Origin of the sequence: Massilia atriviolacea (assembly GCF_003953935.1) — a bacterium.
GTDB lineage: Bacteria > Pseudomonadota > Gammaproteobacteria > Burkholderiales > Burkholderiaceae_D > Telluria_A > Telluria_A atriviolacea.
The window spans coordinates 132,155-156,998 of record NZ_RXLQ01000013.1 but is presented as its reverse complement, the minus strand read 5'-3'; the positions used below and the strand labels follow the sequence as shown (position 1 = coordinate 156,998).

General features: G+C 65.6%; 20 protein-coding genes and 1 tRNA gene. 10 read left to right on the top strand and 11 right to left on the bottom strand.

Features of this window, described 5'->3' with window-relative positions:
* Positions 1-33: 33 nt before the first annotated feature.
* On the bottom strand, positions 34-516 hold the full coding sequence (locus tag EJB06_RS22905) for a CinA family protein (RefSeq protein WP_126076336.1): 483 nt from the start codon (positions 514-516) through the stop codon (positions 34-36).
* A 334-nt stretch (positions 517-850) separates the two neighbouring features.
* On the opposite strand from EJB06_RS22905, the gene EJB06_RS22900 reads away from it, so the two are divergent.
* Genes EJB06_RS22900 through EJB06_RS22890 form a run of 3 tightly spaced genes read left to right on the top strand, consistent with a single transcriptional unit; the run spans position 851 to position 6,044 of the window.
* A complete protein-coding gene (locus EJB06_RS22900) occupies positions 851-1,432 on the top strand; it encodes a TOL_0243 family YfiR-like periplasmic protein (RefSeq protein ID WP_164558006.1) in 582 nt (193 codons plus the stop codon).
* Positions 1,429-3,462: a sensor histidine kinase, YfiR-like protein-associated gene (locus EJB06_RS22895; protein ID WP_126076334.1), complete on the top strand. Its 2,034-nt coding sequence runs from the start codon at positions 1,429-1,431 to the stop codon at positions 3,460-3,462. The genes EJB06_RS22900 and EJB06_RS22895 overlap by 4 nt, the downstream gene beginning before the upstream one ends.
* The gene (locus tag EJB06_RS22890; protein ID WP_126076333.1) at positions 3,459-6,044 is read left to right on the top strand and encodes an EAL domain-containing protein; all 2,586 of its coding nucleotides are present in this window, start codon (positions 3,459-3,461) and stop codon (positions 6,042-6,044) included. The genes EJB06_RS22895 and EJB06_RS22890 overlap by 4 nt, the downstream gene beginning before the upstream one ends.
* Before the next feature lie 4 nt (positions 6,045-6,048).
* Here EJB06_RS22890 and thiL read toward each other — a convergent pair whose 3' ends face one another.
* Positions 6,049-7,017, bottom strand: a complete 969-nt coding sequence (gene thiL / locus EJB06_RS22885; RefSeq protein WP_126076391.1) for a thiamine-phosphate kinase — start codon at positions 7,015-7,017, stop codon at positions 6,049-6,051.
* A 415-nt stretch (positions 7,018-7,432) separates the two neighbouring features.
* Positions 7,433-8,695 (bottom strand): hypothetical protein, encoded by a 1,263-nt coding sequence (locus tag EJB06_RS22880; protein WP_126076332.1) that lies wholly within the window; start codon positions 8,693-8,695, stop codon positions 7,433-7,435.
* Positions 8,696-8,930: 235 nt separating this feature from the next.
* Here EJB06_RS22880 and EJB06_RS22875 point away from each other — a divergent pair, with 235 nt between their 5' ends.
* From EJB06_RS22875 to EJB06_RS22850, 6 genes are all read left to right on the top strand, one after another.
* Positions 8,931-11,243, top strand: a complete 2,313-nt coding sequence (locus EJB06_RS22875; protein ID WP_126076331.1) for an NADP-dependent malic enzyme — start codon at positions 8,931-8,933, stop codon at positions 11,241-11,243.
* Between the two features lie 322 nt (positions 11,244-11,565).
* A complete protein-coding gene (gene gmd / locus EJB06_RS22870; RefSeq protein WP_126076330.1) occupies positions 11,566-12,612 on the top strand; it encodes a GDP-mannose 4,6-dehydratase in 1,047 nt (348 codons plus the stop codon).
* Positions 12,613-12,622: 10 nt separating this feature from the next.
* Entirely contained in the window at positions 12,623-13,558 is a 936-nt protein-coding gene (locus EJB06_RS22865) for an NAD-dependent epimerase/dehydratase family protein (protein WP_370660148.1), read from the top strand.
* Positions 13,555-14,688 (top strand): glycosyltransferase family 4 protein, encoded by a 1,134-nt coding sequence (locus EJB06_RS22860; protein WP_307720469.1) that lies wholly within the window; start codon positions 13,555-13,557, stop codon positions 14,686-14,688. The genes EJB06_RS22865 and EJB06_RS22860 overlap by 4 nt, the downstream gene beginning before the upstream one ends.
* Positions 14,689-14,719: 31 nt before the next feature.
* Positions 14,720-15,865 (top strand): glycosyltransferase family 4 protein, encoded by a 1,146-nt coding sequence (locus EJB06_RS22855; protein ID WP_126076328.1) that lies wholly within the window; start codon positions 14,720-14,722, stop codon positions 15,863-15,865.
* Positions 15,866-16,111: 246 nt separating this feature from the next.
* Entirely contained in the window at positions 16,112-16,837 is a 726-nt protein-coding gene (locus tag EJB06_RS22850; protein WP_229427228.1) for a substrate-binding periplasmic protein, read from the top strand.
* A gap of 23 nt (positions 16,838-16,860) precedes the next feature.
* On the opposite strand, the gene EJB06_RS22845 is transcribed toward EJB06_RS22850, so the two are convergent.
* The 8 genes from EJB06_RS22845 to EJB06_RS22810 all read right to left on the bottom strand — a co-directional run bounded on the left by EJB06_RS22845 (position 16,861) and on the right by EJB06_RS22810 (position 23,547).
* Positions 16,861-17,901 carry an RNA methyltransferase gene (locus tag EJB06_RS22845; protein WP_126076326.1) on the bottom strand — a complete coding sequence of 347 codons (1,041 nt, stop codon included), beginning with the start codon at positions 17,899-17,901 and terminating at the stop codon, positions 16,861-16,863.
* Positions 17,902-17,985: 84 nt separating this feature from the next.
* Positions 17,986-18,948, bottom strand: a complete 963-nt coding sequence (locus tag EJB06_RS22840; protein ID WP_126076325.1) for a hypothetical protein — start codon at positions 18,946-18,948, stop codon at positions 17,986-17,988.
* A gap of 330 nt (positions 18,949-19,278) precedes the next feature.
* Positions 19,279-19,800 carry a hypothetical protein gene (locus EJB06_RS22835; RefSeq protein ID WP_164558005.1) on the bottom strand — a complete coding sequence of 174 codons (522 nt, stop codon included), beginning with the start codon at positions 19,798-19,800 and terminating at the stop codon, positions 19,279-19,281.
* Positions 19,797-20,675, bottom strand: a complete 879-nt coding sequence (locus EJB06_RS22830) for a CsgG/HfaB family protein (RefSeq protein WP_126076323.1) — start codon at positions 20,673-20,675, stop codon at positions 19,797-19,799. The genes EJB06_RS22835 and EJB06_RS22830 overlap by 4 nt, the downstream gene beginning before the upstream one ends.
* Positions 20,672-21,100: a curli assembly protein CsgF gene (locus EJB06_RS22825; RefSeq protein ID WP_126076322.1), complete on the bottom strand. Its 429-nt coding sequence runs from the start codon at positions 21,098-21,100 to the stop codon at positions 20,672-20,674. Before EJB06_RS22825 ends, EJB06_RS22830 begins: the two co-directional genes overlap by 4 nt.
* Before the next feature lie 40 nt (positions 21,101-21,140).
* A complete protein-coding gene (locus tag EJB06_RS22820) occupies positions 21,141-21,599 on the bottom strand; it encodes a CsgE family curli-type amyloid fiber assembly protein (protein WP_164558004.1) in 459 nt (152 codons plus the stop codon).
* A 363-nt stretch (positions 21,600-21,962) separates the two neighbouring features.
* The gene (locus EJB06_RS22815) at positions 21,963-23,081 is read right to left on the bottom strand and encodes a PEP-CTERM sorting domain-containing protein (protein WP_164558003.1); all 1,119 of its coding nucleotides are present in this window, start codon (positions 23,079-23,081) and stop codon (positions 21,963-21,965) included.
* A 379-nt stretch (positions 23,082-23,460) separates the two neighbouring features.
* Positions 23,461-23,547: transfer RNA gene (locus EJB06_RS22810), tRNA-Leu, on the bottom strand.
* A 232-nt stretch (positions 23,548-23,779) separates the two neighbouring features.
* On the opposite strand from EJB06_RS22810, the gene EJB06_RS22805 reads away from it, so the two are divergent.
* Positions 23,780-24,844, top strand: a complete 1,065-nt coding sequence (locus EJB06_RS22805; protein ID WP_164558002.1) for a DUF418 domain-containing protein — start codon at positions 23,780-23,782, stop codon at positions 24,842-24,844.

The following is a 24,844-nucleotide window of genomic DNA, read 5'->3' as shown; positions in this document are numbered from 1 at the left end:
GGCGCCGCAACGCCATCCGGGGGCGACCCGGGTTTATTCGACGATCCGCAGCAGCCCTTGCAGCGCATGCACCACGGTCTGCTCGCGCACCGCCTGGCGGTCGCCGGAAAACACCAGGCGTTCGGTGTGGACCGCGTCGCCCCTGGCCCAGCCGAAGCAGACGGTGCCGACCGGTTTGCCCGGCACCGCGCCGCTCGGGCCGGCGATGCCGGTGGTCGACAGCGCCACATGCGCGTTGCTGTTTGCCAACGCGCCGCTCGCCATGGCGGCCGCCACTTCTTCGCTGACGGTGCCGAGCTGCGCGATCAGCGCCGCCGACACGTCGAGCAGCTCGGTTTTGGAGGCGTTGGAATAGGTCACGAAGCCGCAATCGAACCAGGCGGTCGAGCCGGCCACCTCGGTGATCGCCTGCGCCACCCCGCCGCCGGTGCACGATTCGGCGGTTACCAGCAGCAAGCCTTTGGCTTGCAGCGCGCGGCCGACTTTGGCGGAAAGATCGAGAATGTCGTTCGTCACGTGTTGCTCCTTTTGGACGGTAATCGGAAATCGGTTTACAGATCGAAATACAGCGTTCCGGAGGGCGCGCGCACGACGGCGCGGCCCTGCGATTCTACTTTACCATGCCCTCTGCAACACCGGCGGTCCACCCTGTTGCAATGTTTCAAAAGGGATATCCAAGCCCATCAAAAAAGCGTAGAGTGGATCGGCGGAAATCCTCGCGCGGTCCCGTCCGTCGTGCCGTGCGCCGCCAGCCTGTTGCTCTGCTATGCTGGATTTAACCGCCGAGTCTGTTTTTGTCTGTTCCGGATTGGAGTCCCATGTCCCCGATTCTCTTGCTGGCCGAACTGCCATGGCGGGCCTGAGCCGGTTCGCAATGCGCCGGCGCGCGGGACGCTGGCTGGCGCTGCCGGCGCTGCTGGCGCTGCTGGCCTGGAGCGGCGTGTGCGCGGCCCAGCCGCAGGCCAGCGTCGAGAACCAGGTCAAGGCGGCTTACCTGTTCAAGTTCGCCGGCTTCGTCGAATGGCCCGACGGCAGCTTCGCGCGGGCCGACAGCCCGCTCCAGATCGGCGTGAGCGGCAACGACGGCCTGGCCGACCAGCTCGAACAGATGGTGGCCGGACGCACCGTCGGCGGGCACGCCATCCTGGTGCGCAAACTGCGCCGCGGCGATCCTGTCGGCGGCATCCACATTCTCTTCATCGGCGCCGGCGAACGCGCCGCCGTGATCGACATGCTGGCCGCCGCGCGCGGCCAGTCGGTGCTGACCGTCTCCGACGCCGACGACAGCATCGCCCTCGGTTGCATGATCGCCTTCGTGGTGGCCCAGGAGCGGCTGCGCTTCGACGTCGCCCTCGGCCAGGTCAACGCCAGCCGCCTGCGCATCAGCGCGCGCATGCTGGCCGCCGCCAACCGCGTGCAGGGGGCCACATGATCGTGCGCTCGATCCGCGAAAAACTGGTCACGGTGGTCATGCTCACCACCCTGGCCGCGCTGCTGGTGTCGATCGGCACCGTGATCGCCTACGACCTGCGCAACTACCACAAGGCCCTGCTGGGCGACATGGCCACCCAGGCCGAACTGATCGGCCACATGACCTCGGCCGCGCTGACCTTCGACGACGCCCGCCTGGCCACCGAAAACCTGGCGCTGCTGCGCCTGCGCCCCTCGGTGCGGGCCGGCGCCATCTACGACGCCAAGGGCGCGCTGTTCGCCTCCTACCGCGCGCCGGGCGAACAGCAAGCCTTCCCGGTCAGTCCCCAGAACGACGACCTGCGCGTGAGCGGCGACGACCTGCTGCTGTACCGGCGCGTGGCCGAAAACGGCGAACTGCTCGGCACCGTCTACCTGCGCGCCGAATACACGCTGGTGGCGCGCGCGGTCGATTACCTGAGCATCGCCGCCGGCGTGATCGCGCTGGCCATGCTGATCGCCTGGCTGATGACGCGCCGCCTGGGGCGCATCGTCACCACCCCGATCGTGGCGCTCACCGAGACCGCGCGCGAAGTGGTCAGCACGCGCGACTACTCGCGCCGCGCGCCGCGCATCAGCGACGACGAGGCGGGCGAACTGGTCGACTCCTTCAACGCCATGCTCGGCGAGATCGAACAGCGCACCGGCGCGCTCGAAACGTCGCACCGCGCGATCGCGCGCGAAGCCGAGGAACGCGCGCGCGCCCAGCAGGAAATCATGGACCTCAACGAACGGCTGGAAGTGCGCGTGCACGAACGCACCATGCAGCTGGAACTGACCAACGCCGAACTGGAAGTGGCCATGGCCGCCGCCAAGAACGCCAACCAGGCCAAGTCGGCGTTCTTGTCCTCGATGAGCCACGAACTGCGCACGCCGCTCAACGCCATCCTCGGCTTCGCCCAGATACTGACCTCCGAATCGCTGCCCTCGACCCTGCCGCAAAAGAAGGAATTCGCCGGCCACATTCTCAAGTCGGGACGCCACCTGCTGACCCTGATCAACGAAATCCTCGACCTGGCCAAGGTCGAATCGGGCACCGTGACCCTGTCGATGGAACCGGTGGCGCTGGCCGACATGCTGGTCGAGTGCCGCAACATGACCGAACCGCTGGCGCAGCAGCGCAAGATCCGCATGCTGTTCCCGGACGCGCCGGCGGCCGTGGTGCAGGCCGACCGCACGCGCCTCAAGCAGGTGCTGCTCAATCTGCTCTCGAACGCGATCAAGTACAACCGCGAGATGGGCGCGGTGGTGTGCGACTGCAGCGTCGTCACCGCCAACCGCGTGCGCCTGTCGGTGCAGGATACCGGCATGGGCCTGCGCCCCGAGCAGATCGATGCGCTGTTCCAGCCGTTCAACCGCCTGGGGCAGGAAAACGGCAGCGAGGAAGGCACCGGCATCGGCCTGGTGGTCACGCGCCGCCTGGTCGAACTGATGGGCGGCGAGATCGGCGTCTCCAGCAGCGTCGGCGTGGGCACCGTGTTCTGGATCGAACTGGGCCTGACCCAGCCGGTGCCCTCGGTCGCTGGCGAGGCGCAGGCGCTGGCGCTGGCGGCCGACCACGCCGAAGCGCAGGCGCCGCTGGCCGAACACACCTTGCTGTACGTCGAAGACAACCCGGCCAACCTGAAACTGGTGCAGGAAATCGTGCGCTTCCGGCCCGACCTGCACCTCCTGAGCGCGCCCGACGGCCACATCGGCATCGAACTGGCCAAGGCGCACCTGCCGGACGTGATCCTGATGGACCTCAATCTGCCGTGCGTGAGCGGCACCGACGCGCTCAAGGAGCTGCGCAGCGATCCGCGCACGGCCCACATTCCCATCATCGCGCTGACCGCCAGCGCGATGCCGCGCGATGTCGAGCGCGGGCTGGCCAGCGGCTTTTCCCGTTACCTCACCAAACCGATCAACATTGACGAATTCAACGAGGCGATCGACTCGACCCTCGCATTCGCCGACACGCGGCAGTTTGCGCAGAAAGCGCGGAATCCATGATATCGCTCGAAGACATCCACAACGCCGCCATCCTGATCGTCGACGACCAGACGGTCAACGTGCAGCTGCTCGAATACCTGCTCACCACCACCGGCTACGCCAACGTGAGCAGCACCACCGACCCGCGCGAAGTGGCGGCGATGCACATGAAGCACCGCTACGACCTGATCATCCTCGACCTGCACATGCCGGGCATGAACGGCTTCCAGGTGATGGAGGCGCTGGCGCCGATGGAAACCGAAGCCTACCTGCCGGTGCTGGTGGTGACGGCCGAACCGGACAAGAAGCTGGCCGCGCTCGACGCCGGCGCGCGCGACTTCGTCGGCAAGCCCTTCGACCCGGTCGAAGTCTTGACGCGCATCCGCAACATGCTGGAAGTGCGCCTGCTGCACCGCGAATCGAAGAACTACGGCGCCCTGCTGGAACAGACGGTACGCGAGCGCACCGCCGAGCTGCAGCGCTTTCGCAGCGCCATGGACGCCACCGACGACGCCATCTTCCTGATCGACATCGGCGCCATGAAGGTGGTCGACGTCAACGACGGCGCCTGCCGCATGCTCGGCTACCAGCGCGAGGAACTGCTGCGCCTCGACCCCACCGTGTACGGCCTGGCCGCGCGCGGCCAGCTGGCCTGCCAGGCCGACCCCGCGCGCGACGTGCTGCGCTACCCCGACCTGGTCGAAGACCAGCTCACGCGCGCCGACCTGCGCGAAGTGGCGGTCGAAATCTACTGGCAGACCCAGACCGTGGGCGCCACCCGCATGCTGATCGCGACGGCGCGCGACATCAGCGAGCGGCTGGCGGCGCGCCAGCGCCTCAAGCACCTGGCCAGCTACGACAGCCTGACCGGCCTGCCCAACCGCACCCTGTTCTACCAGACCTTGCGCGAAGCGATCGAACTGGCGCAGGACAAGCACTGGCGCATCGTGGTGCTGTTCATCGCGCTGGACCGCTTCAAGACCGTCAACGATTCGCTCGGCTCGGCCCTCGGCGACGAGCTGCTGCGCCAGTTCAGCACGCGCCTGGTGCAGTGCGTGCGCATCCGCGACACGGTCGGGCGCCTGGGCGGCGACGAATTCGCCCTGATCCTGACCATGACGCGCAACCAGCAGGACGCCGTCAACGTCGCCAACGAAGTGCGCGACGCCCTGCGCGCCCCGTTCGACCTGCAGGGCCGCCAGGCCGGCCTGACGGCCAGCATCGGCATCGCCATGTATCCGGACGACGCCACCGATCCGGAAACCCTGATCAAGTACGCCGACACCGCCATGGGGCGCGCCAAGGAAGCGGGGCGCGACGGCTACCGCTTCTTCACCGCCGGCATGAACGTGCAGGTGCTGGCGCGGCTCGACCTCGAACTGGCGCTGCGCCACGCGCTGGAGCACGGCGAATTCCTGCTGTACTACCAGCCCAAGGTGAACCTGCGCACCGGCCGCATCGCCGGCGCCGAAGCGCTGCTGCGCTGGGACCGGCCCGGCGTCGGGCTGGTGTTCCCGGCCGAATTCGTGCCGGTGATGGAGGAAACCGGCTTGATCGTGCGCGTCGGCGCCTGGGCCATCGACGAAGCCTGCCGCCAGATAGCGCAATGGTCGGCCGGCGAAGTGGGCGACGTGCGGGTGGCGGTGAACGTATCGAGCCGCCAGTTCGTCGAAGGCGACCTGGAAGGCGAAATCCGCGCCGCGATCGGCAGGCACGGCATCGACCCATCGCTGCTCGAACTGGAACTGACCGAAAGCGCGCTGATGTCGAACGCCGAGCACACCATCGAGGTGCTGGGCAACCTCAAGCGGATGGGGATCACGATCGCCATCGACGACTTCGGGACCGGTTACTCCAGCCTGGCGTACCTGAAGCGCTTCCCGATCGACAAGCTCAAGATCGACATCGCCTTCGTGCGCGACGTGACCGTCAACCCGGACGACGCGGCCATCGCGCTGGCCATCATCGGCATGGCGCACTCGCTGCACATGTCGGTCATTGCCGAAGGGGTGGAAACGCCGGCGCAGATGACCTATCTGCGGCGCCACCGCTGCGACGAAGTGCAGGGCTTTCACTTCAGCCGCCCGCTGCCCGAGAACGAGTTCGGCGCGCTGGTGCTGGCCAACCTGGCGCAGCCGCCGGAGCCGGAATCGTCCGACAATCACCGCCAGACCCTGCTGATCGTCGACGACGACGTGAACGTGCTGTCGGCGCTGCACCGGCTGTTCAAGCGCGATAACTACCGGATCCTGACGGCGGTGTCGCCGGCCGAAGGCTTCGAGCTGCTGGCGCTGCATACGGTGCAGGTGATCGTGTGCGACCAGCGCATGCCGGTGATGAGCGGGACCGAGTTCCTGAGCAAGGTCAAGGAGCTGTATCCGGACACGATACGGATCATCCTGTCGGGGTACACCGGGCTCGAAGCGGTGCTCGACTCGATCAACCGCGGCGCGATCTACCGCTTCTACACCAAGCCGTGGGACGAGACCCAGCTGCGCGACAACGTGCGGCTGGCGTTTCATCATTACTGGCTGGTGAACGGGCCGAAGGACGACCCGCACAATGCCCACTTCGTCGAGGCGGGGCAGGTGACGGCGGAGTAGCGGCTCAGGGGCTGGCGAAGTGGTCGAAGCCGGCCAGTTGCAGCGCGAGTGGCTGGCCGTGTGCGTCGACCAGGCGCAGGCCCGGCGCGGCATCGATGCGGCCCACGCGCGTGACGGCGCTGCCGCTGGCGGCGCCGGCGGCCAGGATCGCCTCGCGCTGTCCTGCCGCGGCGGTGAAGCACAGCTCGTAATCGTCGCCGCCGGCGGCGCAGAAGCGGCGCCGCAGCGCCTGCGGCTGCGCGGCCAGTACCGGTCCCGCCGGCAGGGCATCGACATCGACGGTGGCGCCGACATGCGACGCGGCCAGGATATGACCGAGATCGCCCGCCAGGCCATCGGAGATATCGATGGCCGCGCGGGCCAGCCGCGCGCTCGATAGCGCCAGTCCGAGGTCCACGCGCGGCGTCGGCATGTGCATGCGTGCGCCGGCCGCGCGCAGCGCGATCTCGTCGAGTGCAACTTCCCTGCGGTAGCCGGCCAGGGCCAGGCGCGCGTCGCCCAGCGTGCCCGAGATCCAGAGATCGTCGCCGGGCACTGCCGCATCGCGGCGCAGGGCCTGGCCGGGCGCCAGTTCGCCGAAGATGGTGATGCAGATATTCAGCGGCCCCTTGGTGGTATCGCCGCCGATCAGTTCACAGCCGTGCAGGTCGGCCAGTGCGAACAGGCCGGCGGCGAATTCGCCCAGCCATGCCGGCTCGGCCGCCGGCAGCGCGAGCGCCAGCGTGAAGGCGACCGGCTTGGCCCCCATTGCGGCCAGGTCGGACAGGTTCACCGCCAGGCACTTATGGCCCAGCATGCGTGGGTCGGCGCCGGCGAAGAAATGGCGGTCCTCGACCAGCATGTCGGAAGAAATGGCCATCTGCATGCCGGGGGAGGGTGCGAGCAGCGCGCAATCGTCGCCGATGCCGAGCGCCGCCCGGCCGGCGCGCGGACGTTGAAAAAACTGCTTGATCAGGTCGAATTCGGAGAGCATGCGCAATTGTACTCCGGCATTCCTCCCCCCTTGTCCACCCCGGTGCCAGGTCTGACATTCGGACACGAGCCCAGCTTTGGGTTGCCAGTCCGGCCCAGTCCGTGTCCACCCCGGTGCCAGGTCTGACTTTCGGACACGAGCTCAGCCTTAAGTTGTCAGCACTGTCCAGTCCGTGTCCGATTGTCAGACCTGGCACCGCAGTGGACAAGCTCAGCCTTAAGTTGTTAGCACTGTCCAGTCCGTGTCCGATTGTCAGACCTGGCACCGCAGTGGACACGGGCCCATCCGTTGATTGCAGAGACAGTCCAGCTCGTGTCCGATTGTCAGACCTGGCACCGGGGTGGACAGAGACAGTCCAGCCCGTGTCCGATTGTCAGACCTGGCACCGGGGTGGACATGGCGCAAGCGCTGGGGCTTACAGCCGGCCCAGCTTGACTTCGACCAGGCGGCCTTTTTTCTTGAACTCTTCGTTGACCGTCACCAGGATGCGCCCTTGCGCGTCTTCGGCGATCGAGGTCACCTGGCTGTCGGCGTCGGGATTGGTGCGCTTGTAGCCCGGCAGCAGCGTCGACAGGTCGGTCCATTTGTCGCCGTTGTCGTTCGACCAGACCAGGTACGGCAGGGCCTTGGCCTTGTCGAAACCGGCCGCCACAATCACGTTGGGCTTGCCGGCCGGCGAGAGCAGATGCGTGATGTAGGGATAGTTCGGGCCCTCGATCGGATGCTTGAGCACGAACTTGTAGCTCTTGCCGCTGTCGTCGCTGCGCAGCAGCCCGCCTTCGACGCCGACGAAGACGCGCTCGTTCTTGCCCAGGGTGGTGATCAGGTGGACGTTGCGGTTTTCCAGTTCCGGTACGACAAGCGCCTCCGGCACCTTCGATGCCAGCGCGGACAGGTCGGCGTTCATGGTGTAGGCGCGCACGTAGGCCATGTCGAGCGGGCATTCGCCGCCGGTCAGCAGGCGCCCGCCCACCACCTCGAACGATTGGTGGGTGCAGCTCATGCTGTCCATGGTGCCCATCAGCGGACGCCAGTTCAGGCCCTGGTTGTCCGACACCTGCACGTTCTGGCCGGCGCCGCCGTTGGCGAACCAGCGCTTGCCCACCGCTTTGACGTCGCCCACATGCATGCGCTCGCAGTAGGTCTCGTAGCAGATGCGGAAGTCCTTGTCCTTGGGCACGAAGCTCATCTTCGCCTGGTCCAGCTCGCACAAGGTGTGCTCGTCGGCGCTGCCCCAGGCCGGCTGCATCATCAGGGTCTTGCCGCCCACCTGCTTCAGGTCCGCCGCGCGCCGCACTTCGACCTGGGTGCTGGCCGGCAGCCTGCACTCGCCCAGGGCGACATTCTGCCAGCTGGACTTGGCGCTGACCCCGCGCGCGGTGGCGAGGATGGACGTGCCCTCGGTTTCGGTATTGGTCAGCGCGACGTAGGCATGCTTGTCGTCGACGGTCACCGATTTCATGCCGCGCTCGTTACTCATCAGCAGGTCGACGCGCGCGACCGGGTCCGGCACCGGCTCGGGCAGGAAGCTGTCGTTGTTGCCGCCGCAAGCGGACAGCAGGGTGGCGGCGATCAGGCCGGCAGGCAGGCATTTCTGGAACTCGTTCATGGGCACCTCGGTTGACAGGGTTGGCAAGGCGCGCGGCGAGTCGTGGACCGCCAGCGCGATGCCTTGCATTCTCTGGCCGGCCCACGCCCCGGTCTATTGCGTTTATGTCTAGGATTTGTATCAACTGTCGGCAATCTGTACCTCCTTGCGATGACGAGCGAGCGTTCGCTTTGTTTTTTCTCGGCGCAAAAAAAGCATGTTTTTGGGCAATTGACCCGATGTTGGTGAAAATACGTACCTTGTTGAAAGATCACGTCTGATAAAATCGTCAGTCCCCGACAGTACACAGGAAGGCCGTACCAGCATGGATTCGTCATCAGACAAGAAGGAAGAGTTGCGCCAGCAGTTGCGCCTCGCAGCGCTCGACTATCACGAGTGCCCCCGCCCCGGCAAGATCAGCGTCACCCCCACCAAGCAGCTACTCAACCAGCGCGACCTGGCCCTGGCGTATTCGCCGGGCGTGGCGGCGCCGTGCGAAGAGATCGTCAAGGATCCGGGCAACGCCTACAAGTACACGGCGCGCGGCAATCTGGTGGCGGTCATTACCAACGGTACCGCTGTGCTGGGTCTGGGCAATATCGGTCCGCTGGCCTCCAAGCCGGTGATGGAAGGCAAGGGCGTGCTGTTCAAGAAGTTCGCGGGCATCGATGTGTTCGATATCGAGATCAACGAGTCCGATCCGGACAAGCTGGTCGATATCATCGCCTCGCTGGAACCGACCTTCGGCGGCGTCAACCTGGAAGACATCAAGGCGCCCGAGTGCTTCTACATCGAGCGCCAGTTGCGCGAGCGGATGAAGATTCCGGTGTTCCACGATGACCAGCACGGCACCGCGATCATCGTCGGCGCCGCCATCCTGAACGGCATCAAGGTGGTCGGCAAGGATATCCGCGAGTGCAAGCTGGTGGTGTCGGGCGCCGGCGCGGCGGCGCTGGCCTGCCTGGAACTGATCGTCGACCTCGGCTTCCCGATCGAGAACATTTTCGTGACCGACCTGGCCGGCGTGGTCTACAAGGGCCGCGCCGAACTGATGGATCCGGACAAGGCGCGCTTTGCGCAGGACACGCCCTTGCGCACCCTGGCCGAAGTGATGCCGGGCGCCGATATCTTCCTGGGCTTGTCCGCTGGCGGCGTGCTCAAGCAGGAGATGGTCAAGGAAATGGCGGCCAATCCCCTGATCCTGGCGCTGGCCAACCCGACCCCGGAAATCCTGCCGGAAGAAGTCAAGGCGGTGCGCGGCGACGCCATCATCGCCACCGGCCGTTCGGACTATCCGAACCAGGTCAACAATGTGCTGTGCTTCCCCTACATTTTCCGCGGCGCCCTCGATTGCGGCGCCACCACCATCACGCGCGAGATGGAAATTGCGGTCGTGCACGCGATTGCCGACCTGGCCCATGCCGAGCAGTCGGACGTGGTCGCCACCACCTACGGCATCAGCAACCTCTCGTTCGGCCCGGAATACCTGATTCCGATGCCCTTCGATCCGCGCCTGCTGATCCACATCGCCCCGGCCGTGGCCAAGGCGGCCTTCGAGTCGGGCGTGGCGACGCGTCCGATCGCCAACCTGGAAGCCTACGCCGACAGCCTGCAGCAGTTCGTGTACCGCAGCGGCACCTTCATGAAGCCGCTGTTCGCGGTGGCCAAGGCGGCGCCGCCGGAACTCAAGCGCATCGTCTACGCCGAGGGCGAAGAAGAGCGCGTGCTGCGCGCCGTGCAAGTGGTGGTCGACGAGAAACTGGCGCGCCCGATCCTGGTCGGCCGTCCGAGCGTGCTGGAGCAGCGCATCGTCAAGTTCGGCCTGCGCCTCAAGCAGGGCGAGCATTTCGACGTCATCAACCCGGACCACGACGAGCGTTACCGCGATTACTGGCAGACCTATTACGCCATGACCATGCGCAAGGGCGTGACCCAGGAATACGCCAAGCTGGAAATCCGCCGCCGCCACAGCCTGATCGGCGCGATGATGATCCACAAGGGCGACGCCGACGGCATGATCTGCGGCACCTTCGGCACCACCAATCTGCACCTGCACTATATCGAACAGGTCCTGGGCAAGCGCGAGGGCGCCAATGTGTACGCGGCCATGAACTTCCTGATCCTGCCGGAACGCCAGATGGCGATCGTCGACACCCACGTCAACGAAAACCCGAGCGCCGAGCAACTGGCCGAAATCACCATCATGGCGGCCGACGAGATGAGCCGTTTCGGCCTGATTCCGCGCGCGGCCCTGCTGTCGCATTCGAACTTCGGTTCGGCCAACAGCGCCTCGGCGCAGAAGATGCGCGCGGCGCTGGCGCTGGTGCAGCAAAAGGCGCCGCAGCTGGAAATCGATGGCGAGATGCACGGCGACGTGGCGCTCGACGCCAAGCTGCGCAAGCAGATGATGCCGCACTCGACCCTGCAGGGCGAGGCGAACCTGCTGGTGATGCCGAATATCGACAGCGCCAACATCGCCTACAACCTGCTCAAGACCGCGGCCGGCAACGGCATCGCGATCGGCCCGGTGCTGCTCGGCTGCGCCAAGCCGGTGCACATCCTGACCCCGTCGGCCACGGTGCGCCGCATCGTCAACATGACCGCGCTGTGCGTGGTGGACGCGGTGTCGGAACGCTGATCGGGAGCGCATCGCGCGCCTGCTTCGCACGCGCGAACGGCCGCCATCGTCACCGATGGCGGCCGTTTTTTTGTAGTAAGACTGTGCCGGATTCAGGTGTATTACTACATTTCATTACAGTTCAAGATAGGCGTAACAATGCGTAAGGTGCTGCCCATGTGCATGGAAAACAGGCATAATATCCACGCAAGTCGTTGTTTATATTGCACGAAATCCTTTTGCGTAAAGAATAGTCAAAGCGATTCTGTTACAATGCTGAGTTGTTAACTGCGAGTCGGACGTGCAGATTACCGCTCTCCAACTCCACACGAATATCACGAATATGCAAAAAACAACAAAAAAAGCCCTGATTACCGGGATTACCGGGCAAGATGGCGCCTACCTTGCGCAGTTGTTGCTTGAAAAGGGCTACGAGGTCACCGGGACTTACCGTCGCACGAGTTCGGTGAACTTCTGGCGTATCGAAGAGCTGGGCATCCAGGCGCATCCGAAGCTGCGCCTCGTCGAATACGACCTGACCGACCTGTCTTCCAGCATTCGCCTGATCCAGAGCACCGAACCGGACGAGGTGTACAACCTCGCGGCCCAGAGTTTCGTCGGCGTGTCCTTCGAGCAGCCGGTCGCGACCGCCAGCATTACCGGCCTGGGCGCCGTGCACCTGCTCGAAGCGATCCGCATCGTCAATCCGAAGGCGCGCTTCTACCAGGCCTCGACCTCCGAAATGTTCGGCAAGGTCCAGGCCATTCCGCAAATCGAAGATACCCCGTTCTACCCGCGCAGCCCGTACGGTGTGGCCAAGCTGTACGCCCACTGGATGACGGTCAATTACCGCGAATCGTACGGCATCTTCGGTTCCAGCGGCATCCTGTTCAATCACGAATCGCCGCTGCGCGGCCGTGAATTCGTCACCCGCAAGATCACCGATTCGGTCGCCAAGATCGTCCTCAACAAGCTCGACGTGCTGGAGCTGGGCAACCTCGACGCCAAGCGCGACTGGGGTTACGCCAAGGAATACGTCGAAGGCATGTGGCGCATCCTGCAGGCCGACCAGCCCGACACCTTCATCCTGGCCACCAACCGGACCGAAACCGTGCGCGACTTCGTCACCATGGCGTTCAAGGGCGCCGGCATCGATGTCGAGTACAAGGGCACGGGCGAAGCCGAGACCGGCCATTGCGCCCGCACCGGCAAGCTGCTGGTGCGCATCAGTCCCAAGTTCTACCGTCCGGCCGAAGTGGAGTTGCTGATCGGCGACCCGGCCAAGGCCATGCGCGAACTGGGCTGGGCGCCCAAAACCACGCTGGAGCAGCTGTGCCAGATGATGGTCGAGGCCGACATGCGCCGCAACGAACAGGGTTTTTCGTTCTGATATGACGGCCATGGTCACGGAAACGTCTCCCGCGCCCGGCGCCGAAGGGCAGGGCAAGCGTGCCCTGATCACCGGCCTGCACGGCTTCACGGGGCGCTACGTGGCGCGCGAACTGGCTGCCGCCGGTTACCGCGTGTTCGGCACCGCCGTCCCGGGCCATGGCGACGCGGCCCCCGAGGCCGATGTGTTCGCGGTCGACCTGCTCGACCGCCCCGCCGTGGCCGCCATGGTGGAACAGGTGCAGCCGGACGTGGTGGTGCACCTGGCCGGCATCGCCTTTGTCGCGCATGCCAACGCCGACCTGATTTACCGCGTCAACATCGTCGGCACCCGCAACCTGCTCGACGCGCTGGCGGCCCAGCGCCACCTGCCGTCGGCGGTGCTGCTGGCATCGTCCGCCAATGTCTACGGCAACGCCAGCGTCGGCCGGATCGATGAAACGCTGGCGCCCGCGCCGGCCAACGATTACGCCGTCAGCAAGCTGGCCATGGAACACATGGCCCAGTTGTGGAGCGACAAGCTGCCGATCATCATCGCGCGGCCCTTCAACTATACCGGCGTGGGCCAGGACGAGAATTTCCTCCTGCCCAAGATCGTCGCGCATTTCCGCAAGGCCGCGCCCGTGATCGAACTGGGCAACCAGGCCATCGCCCGCGATTTTTCCGATGTGCGCATGGTGGCTGACAGCTACCGCCGCCTGCTGGTGGCCGGCGTGGCCGGCCAGGCCTTCAATATCTGTTCCGGCCAGGCCCACTCGCTGGGCGAGGTGATCGCGCTGATGGAATCGATCGCCGGCTACACGATCGAGGTCAGGGTCAATCCGGCCTTCGTGCGCGCCAAGGATGTGCTGGTCCTGATGGGCAACAATGAAAAACTGCGCGGCGCGATCGGCGGCCTGTCCCCGATTCCGCTGGCCGACACCTTGCGCTGGATGTACCAGGCGTGAGCCGCCTGCGCGTCGGCCTGGGAACGACCATGATCGAACCGGGCCTGACCGGCGGACGGCTGGACGGGATCGGCGTGTACACCCAGGCCCTGCTGCGGCACTTGCCGGCCGCCGGCTGCGCTGTGGACGCCTACTCGTATCCGCGCGCGCGCGGCGACGCCGGCGCGATCAGCGTGGGCCGGGCCATGCCGCAATCGTTCGAAGCGGCCAGCCTGACCGACCTGCTGACGCCGGCAGCGCACCGGGTGCACATGCCGGCCGATCTTTTTCACGCGACCGACTACCGGATCGTGCGCATGGATTGCCCGGTGGTGGCGACCCTGCACGATGCGCTGCCGATCAAGTATCCGCAGTGGTGCAGCCCCGGCATGCGGCGCGCCAAGAACTGGATGCAGCAAAAAGCGGCGCGCAAGGCCCAGCATGTGATCGCGGTGTCGAACTTTGCGATCGGCGAACTGGTCGAATGCTTCGGGGTCGACGAAAAGCGCATCAGCGTGGTGCCCAACGGCGTCGACGCGGCGTGGCTGCAGGCGCCCGACGCGGCGGCTGTGGCGCAGACCTTGCGCCAGAACGGCTTGCGCGAAGGTTATTTTTTGTTTGTCGGTACCTTGCAGCCGCGCAAGAACGTCGAGCGCCTGCTGAGTGCCTATCTGAGTTTGCCGGACGCCCTGCGCGCCGAACGCCAGCTGGTGATCGTCGGCGGCGCCGGCTGGCGCTGCGAGGAACTGATCGCGCGCATCACGGCGGCGCAGGGCGACGGCGAGCGGATCGTCTGGCTGAACCGGCTGACCGGCGCCGACGGCCTGCGCCATGTGTATGCGGGCGCGGGCGTGTTTGTGTTTCCGTCCTTGTATGAAGGTTTCGGTATCCCCGTGGTCGAGGCCTTTGCCTCGGGGGTGCCGGTGGTGGCTTCGAACAGCAGTTCCTTGCCGGAAGTTACCCGGGGCGCGGCGCTGGACGTCGACCCGGGCAACACTGGCGACATCGCCGCGGCGATGCAAGCGCTGGCGCGCGACGACGCGCTGCGGCAGCAATGCATCGCGGCGGGCCGCGCGCGCGCCGCCCAGTTGACCTGGCACGACACCGCGCTGCAGACCGCCGCCGTGTATCGTGCCGTTCTTTCCCAATAATCCGACGTCGTCCTTTGCCCTTTGCGAAACTATGCGTGTCCTACATTTCTATAAAACCTATTTCCCGGAATCGGTGGGCGGCGTCGAGCAGGTCATCCGGCAAATGTGCGTCGGCACCGGCCGCCTGGGCGTGCGCAATGAGGTGCTGACCCTGACCCGCCAGAAGGAAAAGCGCGACGTCGAGTTCGAAGGCCACAAGGTGCGCCTGCTGCCGCTCGACTTCGAGATTTCCTCGACCGGCTTTTCGCTGGCCGCCTTCGGCGAACTGGCGCGCATGGCGCAGGAAGCGGACGTGGTGCACTACCACTTTCCGTGGCCGTTCATGGACCTGGCGCACTTCATGTCGCGCATCAAGAAGCCGAGCCTGGTGACCTACCACTCCGACATCGTGCGCCAGAAGCAGTTGCTGCGCCTGTACCAGCCGCTCAAGCAGCGCTTCCTGCAAAGTGTCGACACCATCGTCGCCACCTCGCCCAACTACATGGCCTCGTCGGCCGTGCTGGACCGCTATCGCGACAAGACGCGCGTGATCACCTACGGCCTGGACAAGACCATTTACCCGGAACCGGACCAGGCGCGCATGGACAAATGGCGCGCCCGGATCGGCGAACGCTTCTTTTTGTTCGTGGGCGTGCTGCGCTATTACAAGGGCTTGCATATCCTGCTCGACGCGGTGGCCAATACCGATTATCCGGTGGTGATCGTCGGCGCCGGGCCGATCGAAACGGAACTGAAGGCGCATGCCGAACGGCTCGGCCTGACGCATGTGCTGTTCGTCGGCGCGCTCGACGAAGCCGACAAGGTGGCGCTGCTGACCTTGTGCTACGCGATGGTATTCCCCTCGCATCTGCGCTCGGAAGCGTTCGGTATTTCGCTGCTGGAAGGGGCGATGTACGGCAAGCCGATGATTTCGAGCGAGATCGGCACCGGCACGACGTATATCAATATTGACGCGGAAACCGGGCTGGTGGTGCCGCCGAGCGACCCGCAAGCCTTCGGCGAGGCCATGCGCACCCTGTGGGACAACCCGGAACTGGCGCAAGCGATGGGCAAGCGCGCCGAAGCGCGCTACTGGGAATTGTTCACCGCCGAGCAGATGGCCAAGAGCTATACCGCGCTGTACCAAGAGCTGGTGGCGCGCCATGCGACGGTGGCGCTGGCCCAGGTGCAGGCCTAGGGCGCCATCGCTGGCCTGGCCCGGTCGTGCCGGGCTGGCCGGAACGGCATCAGCTCGCTGCATCAGTGGTGCGCGCCGCGCGCCGTTTTCATGATGTATCGACGTTGCTATATTGCATAGGCATCGCCTCACGCCGTGCTCAGCCGCACGATTGCCGTCGAAACGCGGGAACTGGTATGCTTTGACGGAGGAATCGCAAAGGCAGCCATGGTGAAGCGGATATTACTTGTTGCGGGATTGCTGGCCATGGCGCCTTGCCATGCCGGCCCGCCGCAGCTCTTCATCACCACCGAGCATTCGCCGCCGGCCATCATGCTGGAGGGCGAGCGCGTGGCGGGTTACTCGTCCGACAAGATCCACGAAATCATGGCGCGTACCGGCGTGCGCTATTCGATCGACGTATTGCCCTGGAAGCGCGCATACACCTCGGCCGTGCAGCGCCAGGACGGTTGCGTCTACGCCACCACCCGCACGCCCGAGCGCGAGGCGCTGTTCAAATGGGTCGGACCGACCGACGAGGGCGCCTGGGTATTGCTGGGGCGGGCCGACCGCAACTACCAGCTGAGCACGCTGGAAGACGCGCGCGGCCTGCGCATCGGCACCTACAACGGCGACGTGCGCGACGACTACCTGCGCGCGCGCGGCTTCACGGTCGACCCGGCGCCGAACGACATGCTCAACCCGCAAAAACTGCTGCTGAACCGGATCGACCTGTGGGCCACCGGCGCGCGTCCGGGCGGTGGCGTGCTGGAACAAAATGGCTGGGCCGGGAAGATCGTTCCGGTGCTGGTGTTTAACCGGGTCAAGGCCTATCTCGCCTGCAACCGCGCCGTTCCGGACGCCCTGATCGACAGGATGAACGCCGCGCTCGACGCCATGAACCGCGACGGCACCTCGCGCCGGATCGAGCGCAAGTACGACAACTGGACGCCGCGCAAGCAGGCCGACGGCGACCCCGCTGCGGCGCGCTGAACAGCGGCGCGGGCGGCGCACAGTCAGGCGGCGCCGGCGCGGCCGATCGCGATCGTGCGGCGCGCCGGCGCCGCGGCGCGGGCGCGCAGTTGCCCGCAGCCTCCATCGACATCCTGCCCGGCCGAGTCGCGCAGCTTGGTCAGCACCCCGCGCCGGTGCAAGCTTGCGGCGATCGCGCGTGCGCTCTCCCAGCTGGGCCGCTTGAAGGCCAGGTCCGGGATGGTGTTGTACGGGATCATGTTCAGCACCGCATACTTGCCTTTTAACAGGCGCACGATGCCGTCGAGTTCGTCGTCCCCATCGTTCACGCCTTCCAGCAAGGTCCACTGATACTGCACCGGATAGCCGGTAAGGCGGGCATAGGTTTCCCCCGCCTCGACCAGTTGCTCGGGCGTGATGCGCGGCGCGCGCGGCAGCAACTGCTCGCGCAGGGCGGGCTTGGTGGTGTGCAGCGACAAGGCCAATGCGGGTTTGACCACGCCCTGCGCCAGGCGTTCGAACACGCGCGCATCGCCGACGGTGGAAAACACCAGGTTCTTGTGGCCGATATTGCCTTCCGTGCCCAGCAGCTCGATGGCGTCGAGCACGTTGTCGAGATTGTGCGCCGGCTCGCCCATGCCCATGAACACCACTTTCTTCACCGGCCGCTGGGTGCGCGCCAGGACCACCTGGGCGATGATCTCGCCGCTGCTGACCTGGCGGATCAGGCCTTCGCGTCCGGTCATGCAGAACTGGCATCCGACCGCGCAGCCGACCTGGCTGGAGACGCACAAGCCGTCGCGCGGCAGCAGCACGCTTTCGACCGCCTGGCCGTCGGCCAGCCCCACCAGCAGGCGCGCCGAGCCATCGTCGCCGGGATGGGACGAGATCAGGCGCGCCATGCCGTGCAGCTCGGCATCGAGCGCGGGCAGGGCGGCGCGTACGCCGAGCGGCAGGAAATCGTTGGGACGGCGCCGTCCCTGGTCGTAGGGGCGGCCCTGGACCCAGTCGCGCAGGACGCGCTGTTCGTGCAAGGGCAGGGCGCCCAGGGTGCGCAGGCGTTGGCGTATCGTTGTAAGTTGCATCGCGCTATTTTATGGCATAACGCGATGCGAACAGCCTGAAGCGGCGAAAACGGCGCAATCGCCTGCGCCGTGCTGCCGCGCCGCTTAGTACTGGACGATGCCCGAATGGTTGTTGCTGCCGTTCTGGTTCAGGCTGGCGACATAGCCGTTACCGGTCTGGATGATGTAGGACATATTCGCCAGCGAATTGTTGGCGTTGGTACCGGTCTGGCTGACCGTTGCCTTGTTGGCGATGCCGTTCTGCGTCACCTGCGACTGGCTGGCATTGTTGTTTTGCGTCAGGGTTGTCAGGTTATTGCTGCCTTTCTGGTTGATGGCGCTGATGTTCTTGCTGCCCGATTGGTCGGTCAGCGCATTATTCCCCGTGCCGTCCTGGGCAATGGTGGAGTTGACGTTGCTGGCGTTCTTCTGGATCGCCTTGACGTTGTTGCCGGTGCCGGTCTGGTTGACCGTCACGCCGGCATAGTCGGTTTGCGTCTGTGCCACCGTCACGCCGTTGGCCACGCCATTCTGAGTGACATACGCCCCCTGGTGGCTGGAATTGAGCTGGTTGACGGCCAGCTTGTTGTCGCTGCCGGTCTGCTTGGCCAGGATCTCGAAGTCGCTCACGCCCTGCTGATCGAGCGTGGCGCTGTTCTTCTGGCCATTCTGCGACAGCGTGGCATTGGCTTGGGTGGCGCTGTTCTGGCGCACCGTGGCGGTGTTTTGATTGCCGGTTTGCAGCAGGCTAGCCGTGGTGCGCAATGCCTTTTCCTGGCGGATGCCGGCATTGTTCTGGTTACCCTGCTGGGTGATCGCGCCGCTGATGTCCTTGTTGACCCCGATCTGGACAATGCCGCCGGTCTTCGCAACCGAATCGCCCGCCTTGTTGTTGTCGCCGGTTTGCGTAATCGTGGCCTTGATCAGGCCGGTCGAATTTTGCTGCACCGTATAAGCGTTATTGCCTGCGCCCTTTTGCGTCGTGATCGAATTGAGTTCAGCCTGGGCCGAGTGAGCGGCAAACGCCAGCGTCAGTGCGCTTGCCAGGGCGGATAAATGAAGTTTCATGAGATGCCTCCGTAAATGACAGGGTCAGGATGGATGCCATTCAGCGACCCCGCTAGCTGAATTCTGTGCCGAAGTACTCGCCCGGAAATAAATGTGTTTTTGGCCGCCGGAAGCGGCGCGTTGCTGGGTTGGCTCCTGCTTGCCGTGCCCGCACTGCCGCGCACTCGCCGCCTTGCACCGCATCCGTTTCTGTTTCCAAAACTCACATTGATTGCCGGTCAAGTACTTCGCGCCGATCGGCCGCGAACGACAAGCCGACGCCAGCGCCGGGCGCCGCGAAAAAGGGATTCATGGCGTCGCTCCGAAAGAGGATGGGTGCGCAGCAGAAGGTCAGCGCCCCTGATGCTGGATCAGCGTGGCGGTCCTGGCGCTGCCGGACTGGCTGAGCCGCGCGCTGCCGTCGCGCCCGGACTGCGCGATGCGCGCCGTGTTCAGGCTGCCGTGCTGGTCGATACTGGCGCGGTGGCCGATGCCATCCTGCACAATGCCGGCCTGGTTGTCCTGGCCCAGCTGGACGACGCCGGCGTGGTTGCCTTCCCCGCTTTGCAGCAGGTCGAGCGTGTTGTTGCCGCCCTCCTGCAACAGGGTGGCGCGCTGCAGGGATCCGCGCTGCACGACCCTGGCGCGCTGGGTGGCGCCGGCCTGGATGCCGTCGAACCAGTGTTGCTGTCCGGACTGCTCGGCGGCGACGGCATTCGCGCTGCCGTGCTGGCGCAGCGCCAGCGCATGCCCGGACGGCGCGGCGGCGCGCAGTTCGGACGGCGCCAGGTCGCCCGCGCCCGCCAGCGTGGCGAAGCACACGGCAGCCGCAGCGATGGCGGCGCGCAGCCGGCGTGTCGTCAGCGGCGTCATGGCTGCGCTCCGGCGGCAGCCTGTTTCGCAGGCAGATAGGGCGCACGTTCGGCGAGGTAACGTTGCAGCACGGGATTGCTCCATGCCGATTCGTCCTGCAGCGCCCAGCTGCCTTCGCGCAAGCCTTCGACGATCAGGTGCGCCACGCCGGCTTCGATCGCTTCGCTGACGCACAGCTGGGTCGGCTCGTTGCGCGTCATGCCCCCTTCCAGCTCCAGTAAATTTTTTACGTTCACGAACTTGAAGACGCTCGGATGGATCTCATACGAATAAATGGTCTTGGTGGTGGACACGCTCTGCAGCACCTGTCCGCCCCGGATATCGATGCTGCGCAGGTTCACCGTGACCTGGTCGACCCGGTATTGCGTGCTCATGCCGATGCCCAGGAAGCGCGCGCCCGCGCCGCCGGTGCGCACATTGCTTTCGTAAGCCACGATGCCGCCCTCGATCAGCAGCGAGGCGGCCAGCAGCGGCGGAATCTGCACCGGTGGCGCGTCGGCCGGCTGCGGCATTTCCAGCGCGCGCACGATCTTGCGTTCGGTCAGCAGGTTCTGCAGGTTTTCGCGCTCGACCGGAATGAACCAGCCCGATTCCTTGAGCGCCTTGACCAGCATCGACGAGGCGCCCTGGGTGACGGCGGTGGAGAAGGAACTGTCCGGGGCCGGCTTGTACTGCCCGGTCTGGTCGCGGATGCCGTACACGGCCACCGCCACCTTGCCTTTCGGCGCCGGCAGGTTCAGCAGGTCGCGCGTGACCGGCGTGGCCGGGGCCAGTTGCGCGCTGGCGGTCACGGCCGATGGCGGGTGGCGCACTGCGCAGCCGGCCAGGAGGCTGGCGCCGGCCGCGGCAACGACGACCCAGCGCCGCGCGTTCATTGCGCCACCTCGAAGGTGGTGGTGGCGCCGGTGGTCCTGTCGGTGGTGGTGATGCGCAACATGCCACCGCCGAGGTCGATGACAGTGATGGTGAAGTTTGCGGTGGAAAACGTTCCGGGCACCAGCTTGCCATCTTGCCCCAGCAATTTGGAGGTGGCGGCGGAGGCGAGTTGACTTAGCACAGTGCGTTCCAGGGTTTGATTGAACTGTGCCAGCGGCGACTGGTCGAACACGGAAGAGCCGCCCAGGCCTGCGCTTTCCTTGTGCTTGTTCGTCGCTGTTGCTGTGGCCAGCAGGTTGGCGCCGTTGGCGGGGTAGCCGCCGAAGGAAGGGTTGACTGGCTGATACACGAGTTCGGTCGCGCTGGCGCTGCCCGCCAGTACGGCCAGGCACAGTGCCGCGCGAGAAAGGGAAGGGAGGTGCATGGCTGAGTTCCTTACATGGACGGAGTGAATGGAGACAGCGTCAGAATTCGTCGGGCGCCAGGTCGGCGTCGTGGATGCTCTTGCGCTCGGCGTCGGCTTCCAGGACCGCTTGCCAGGTGCGTTCGGCGGCGTCTTCGCCGAGCGGTTTGATGGCCGCGCGGGCGGCGGGCAGGCGCGTTTCGTACACCCGCCGCTGGGCGAAGTCGATCCGCACCTCGCTGCCGCGCCGAGCCGACGGGCGCTCGACGATGGCCAGGGTGAAGCGTTCGCTGCCTTCCTTGTCGCGCCACGCGGCAATGAAGTACTGGCAGAAATCGTGACCGGCGACGGTGATGGCCTGGCTGGTCACGACGCCGCTGCCGGTGTCGGAGGCGAGCGCACGCCTGGGCTTGTCGAGCGTGCCCGCCGCGTCTTGCGCGGCCGCTGTCGGGGCGGCGGCGCCGGGCACGCAGGCGAGCGACAACGCGCACGCGGCGAGTAGGGTGATGTTCGTGGGCATACGGCCTCGCGGTTGTTGTTCTTGTGGGCCTCGGCAAACCGTGGCGGGCATCGCAGGCGATCGTGCGCGGCGCGCGGCGGTGTCGATGTCCCCTCGTGTTGTGGCCAGAAAAATCGGTGATGACGGCGCTGATGAGAATCGAGTTTATCGAGCGAGTCCCTGCCGGCTTTGACGACTGTCAAAAAGGGAGGGCCGGGATGTCAAGCCCGCCGGCTGGCTAAAAATCAATACTGGCGCGTGGAAATTTGACTGGAACAAGAGCTGTCCCAAAAGAAATCGCGCTGCCTGTCGGGGCAGCGCGAACATGCGGCGGGGAGGAGGCGATAAAGCGCGAATGCGGGGCGAACTGCCGGTACCGGGTACTCAGCACGCGGCGCGGCGCCGGCGCGCGGCGTACAGTCCCAGCATCGACAGCCCGAACAGCGCCAGCATGCCCGGTTCCGGCACGTCGTTGCGGCCGGGAATCGCCGCGCCCGCGATCAGGAAGATATCGCCATAGCCGCCCGTGTCGCACGGCCCCACGGGGTTGCCGTCGGCCAGGGTCGGACCCGAGGTTTTGCCGCCGGTGCCGAAGCACCCCATCCACACCTGCACCGACATGGTGTCGTAGCCGGCGCCTTCGAGCCCTTTCAGGTCGAGGCTGGGGATGTAGTTGATGAATTCGACGGCATTCGATGCCTGGTTTGTGTTGATCAGCTGGCCGCCCGTGGGGCAGCTGCTGCCGTTCGGGGAAGGGTAGGAGACCGTGTCGCTGACCACGCAGATGGCGCCGACCGTCAGCGCAAAGTCGGTCGAGCCCGGCGTCGTCACGCCGCTGCCGTTGAAGGTCTTCGTCGATTGGAACAGCGAGGGATCCTTGAAGATATCGGACAGGTCGAGCTGTTGCGTCTCGAAGTACTGATTGGCCAGGTTGCCCTCGCTATCGCGGATCGTCACCAGCGCCCAGATCGGCAGGCTGGCGGTGCTGTTCTGCGGGTTATTGAAATCGAAGGCGATCATCATCTGGTGGTACTCGCCGTCGAAGGTCAGCTTGCTGTTCAGTGTCGACAGGCCCATGTCCCAGCTGAAGGCGGTGTCGTTGGCCAAGGCGCCGTTGTTGGTGGGATCGTTCTGGTCGCCCGTGAAGAAGTAATCCTTCTTGCCGCTGTTGATGGTCTTGAAGCCATCTTCCGACGGCAGCGCCGCGTCGCCGTTGCCCAGGATGGCGCCGCCGTTCGAGGCGACCACGATCGAATCGTGCAGCGCGCCCTGGGCCGCGCTGAAGGTATAGTCGCCCGTAAAGCCGCCGGCGCCGCTGCCGGACAGGTAGTTCAGCACGCCTGTCGAACACGACACGAAGTTGCCGTAGGTCGCGCAGGCCGAGTTCGGCGTGGGGTAGGTGCTGGAGTAAATTGGCAGCGGTCCTGCCAATGCCGCGTTCGAAGCGATACCGGCCATTCCCAGCAACGCAAGGGCGACGCAACGACGTGTGAGCGAGTTCATTTTGGGCATCCCTATGTGATTATTCTTGATGTATTGACGAGCATAGAACGTGCCAGTTTCGTAACTCTTTGTTTTTAATCAGAACAGCAAAAAACTTTCCGTGAATATGTAAAAAATTCCGACAGGTAAGTAATGTTTTCAAATAGTAATGGTTGATCTGCGGTCAAACATGTTTTTGCCGTCACAGGCGGGCCGTCGGCCAGGCGAAACGCCGTGCTGCGGCCGTAGCGGAGGGAAGGAAGGGGGCGGCGCCAGAGCGCGCCGTCCGCGGCCGATGTCTCGGCAGGTGCGCGCAGGACGCGGGCAACAAAAAACCCGCGTTCTCAAGGCGAGAATCGCGGGTCGGTGGGTCTTGCTGTACTTCGTGAAGCAAATTCTTTGGTGCCGGGAGCCGGAATCGAACCGGCACGCTGTCTCCAGCGCGGGATTTTGAGTCCCGTGCGTCTACCTATTCCGCCATCCCGGCAACGCGACCCGCATTATGGCTGATTTGTCCGGTTCCGGCAAATTTTTCGCGCGCTGGCGGTGCGGCCGGCATGCGCTGCGGCTGCGGACGGCGTCGCATCGTTCCGGACCAGGTTGCTTGAACGGGGTCCGGGAAAATAGACGAGGGATGCATAAGTCTTGCTGATCGAAACGGCGTTTCCCCTACCCGCCAGGCCGCGTGCTACATTGCGTTTTTTTCAATGTGGTCCACCATGAAACAACGCATCGCCGGCTTCGACCTGGCCCGGGCACTTGCCGTGATCGGCATGGTGATCGTCAATTTCAAAGTCGTCATGCACGCGAGCGGGCCCGGCGCGCCATGGTGGCTGGCGATCTTCGACGCGCTCGACGGCCGTGCCTCGGCCCTGTTCGTGGTCCTGGCCGGCATCGGCCTGTCGCTGCTGTCGAAGCGCGCGCGCGAATCGGGCGACGTGGCCGCCTTGCGCGCCGAGCGCAGGGGCATCCTGAAACGCGCCGCCTTCCTGTTCGTCGCCGGCCTGCTGTACCTGCAGGTCTGGCCGGCCGACATCCTCCATTACTACGGCGCCTACATGGTCATCGGCGCGCTGGCGCTGTCGTGGCGCAGCGGCGTCCTGCTCGCCGCCGCTGTCGCCATGATGGCCGGCTTCGTCCTGCTGGCCGCAATCCTCGACTACGGCGCCGGCTGGAACTGGGAGACCCTGGCCTACGCCGGCTTCTGGACCCCGGCCGGCTTCGTGCGCAACCTGTTCTTCAACGGCTTTCATCCGGTGTTCCCGTGGGCCGGCTTCCTGTTGCTGGGAATGGCGGCCGGCCGCGCCGACATGCGCTCGCCGACCGCGCTGTACCGGATCTTCATCGGCGGCCTGGTGACGGGCATCGCGGCCGAATCGGCGATGGCGATCGGCGCCCTGTTTGCCGCGCCGGGCAGCGGCGTCTGGCAGCACCTGTGGTCCTCCGGCCCGCTGCCGCCGCTGCCGCTGTACTGGATCGCCGCCGCCGGCGACGCCATGGCGGTGATCGCGGCCTGCGTCTGGATCGGCCAGCGCTGGGACGGTGCGCGGGCGCTGGCGCCGCTGCTGCACACCGGCCAGCTCGCGCTCACGCTCTACATCGCCCACGTCGTCATCGGCATGGGCGTGCTCGACGCCTTGGGCCTTCTGGGCGGGCGCACGCTCGCCTTCGCGGTCGGCAGTGCGCTGATCTTCTCGGCCGCCGCCATCGTGTGCGCGCACCTGTGGCGCCGGCGCTTCGCGCTGGGACCGGTCGAGTGGCTGATGCGGCGCTGCACCGGCTAA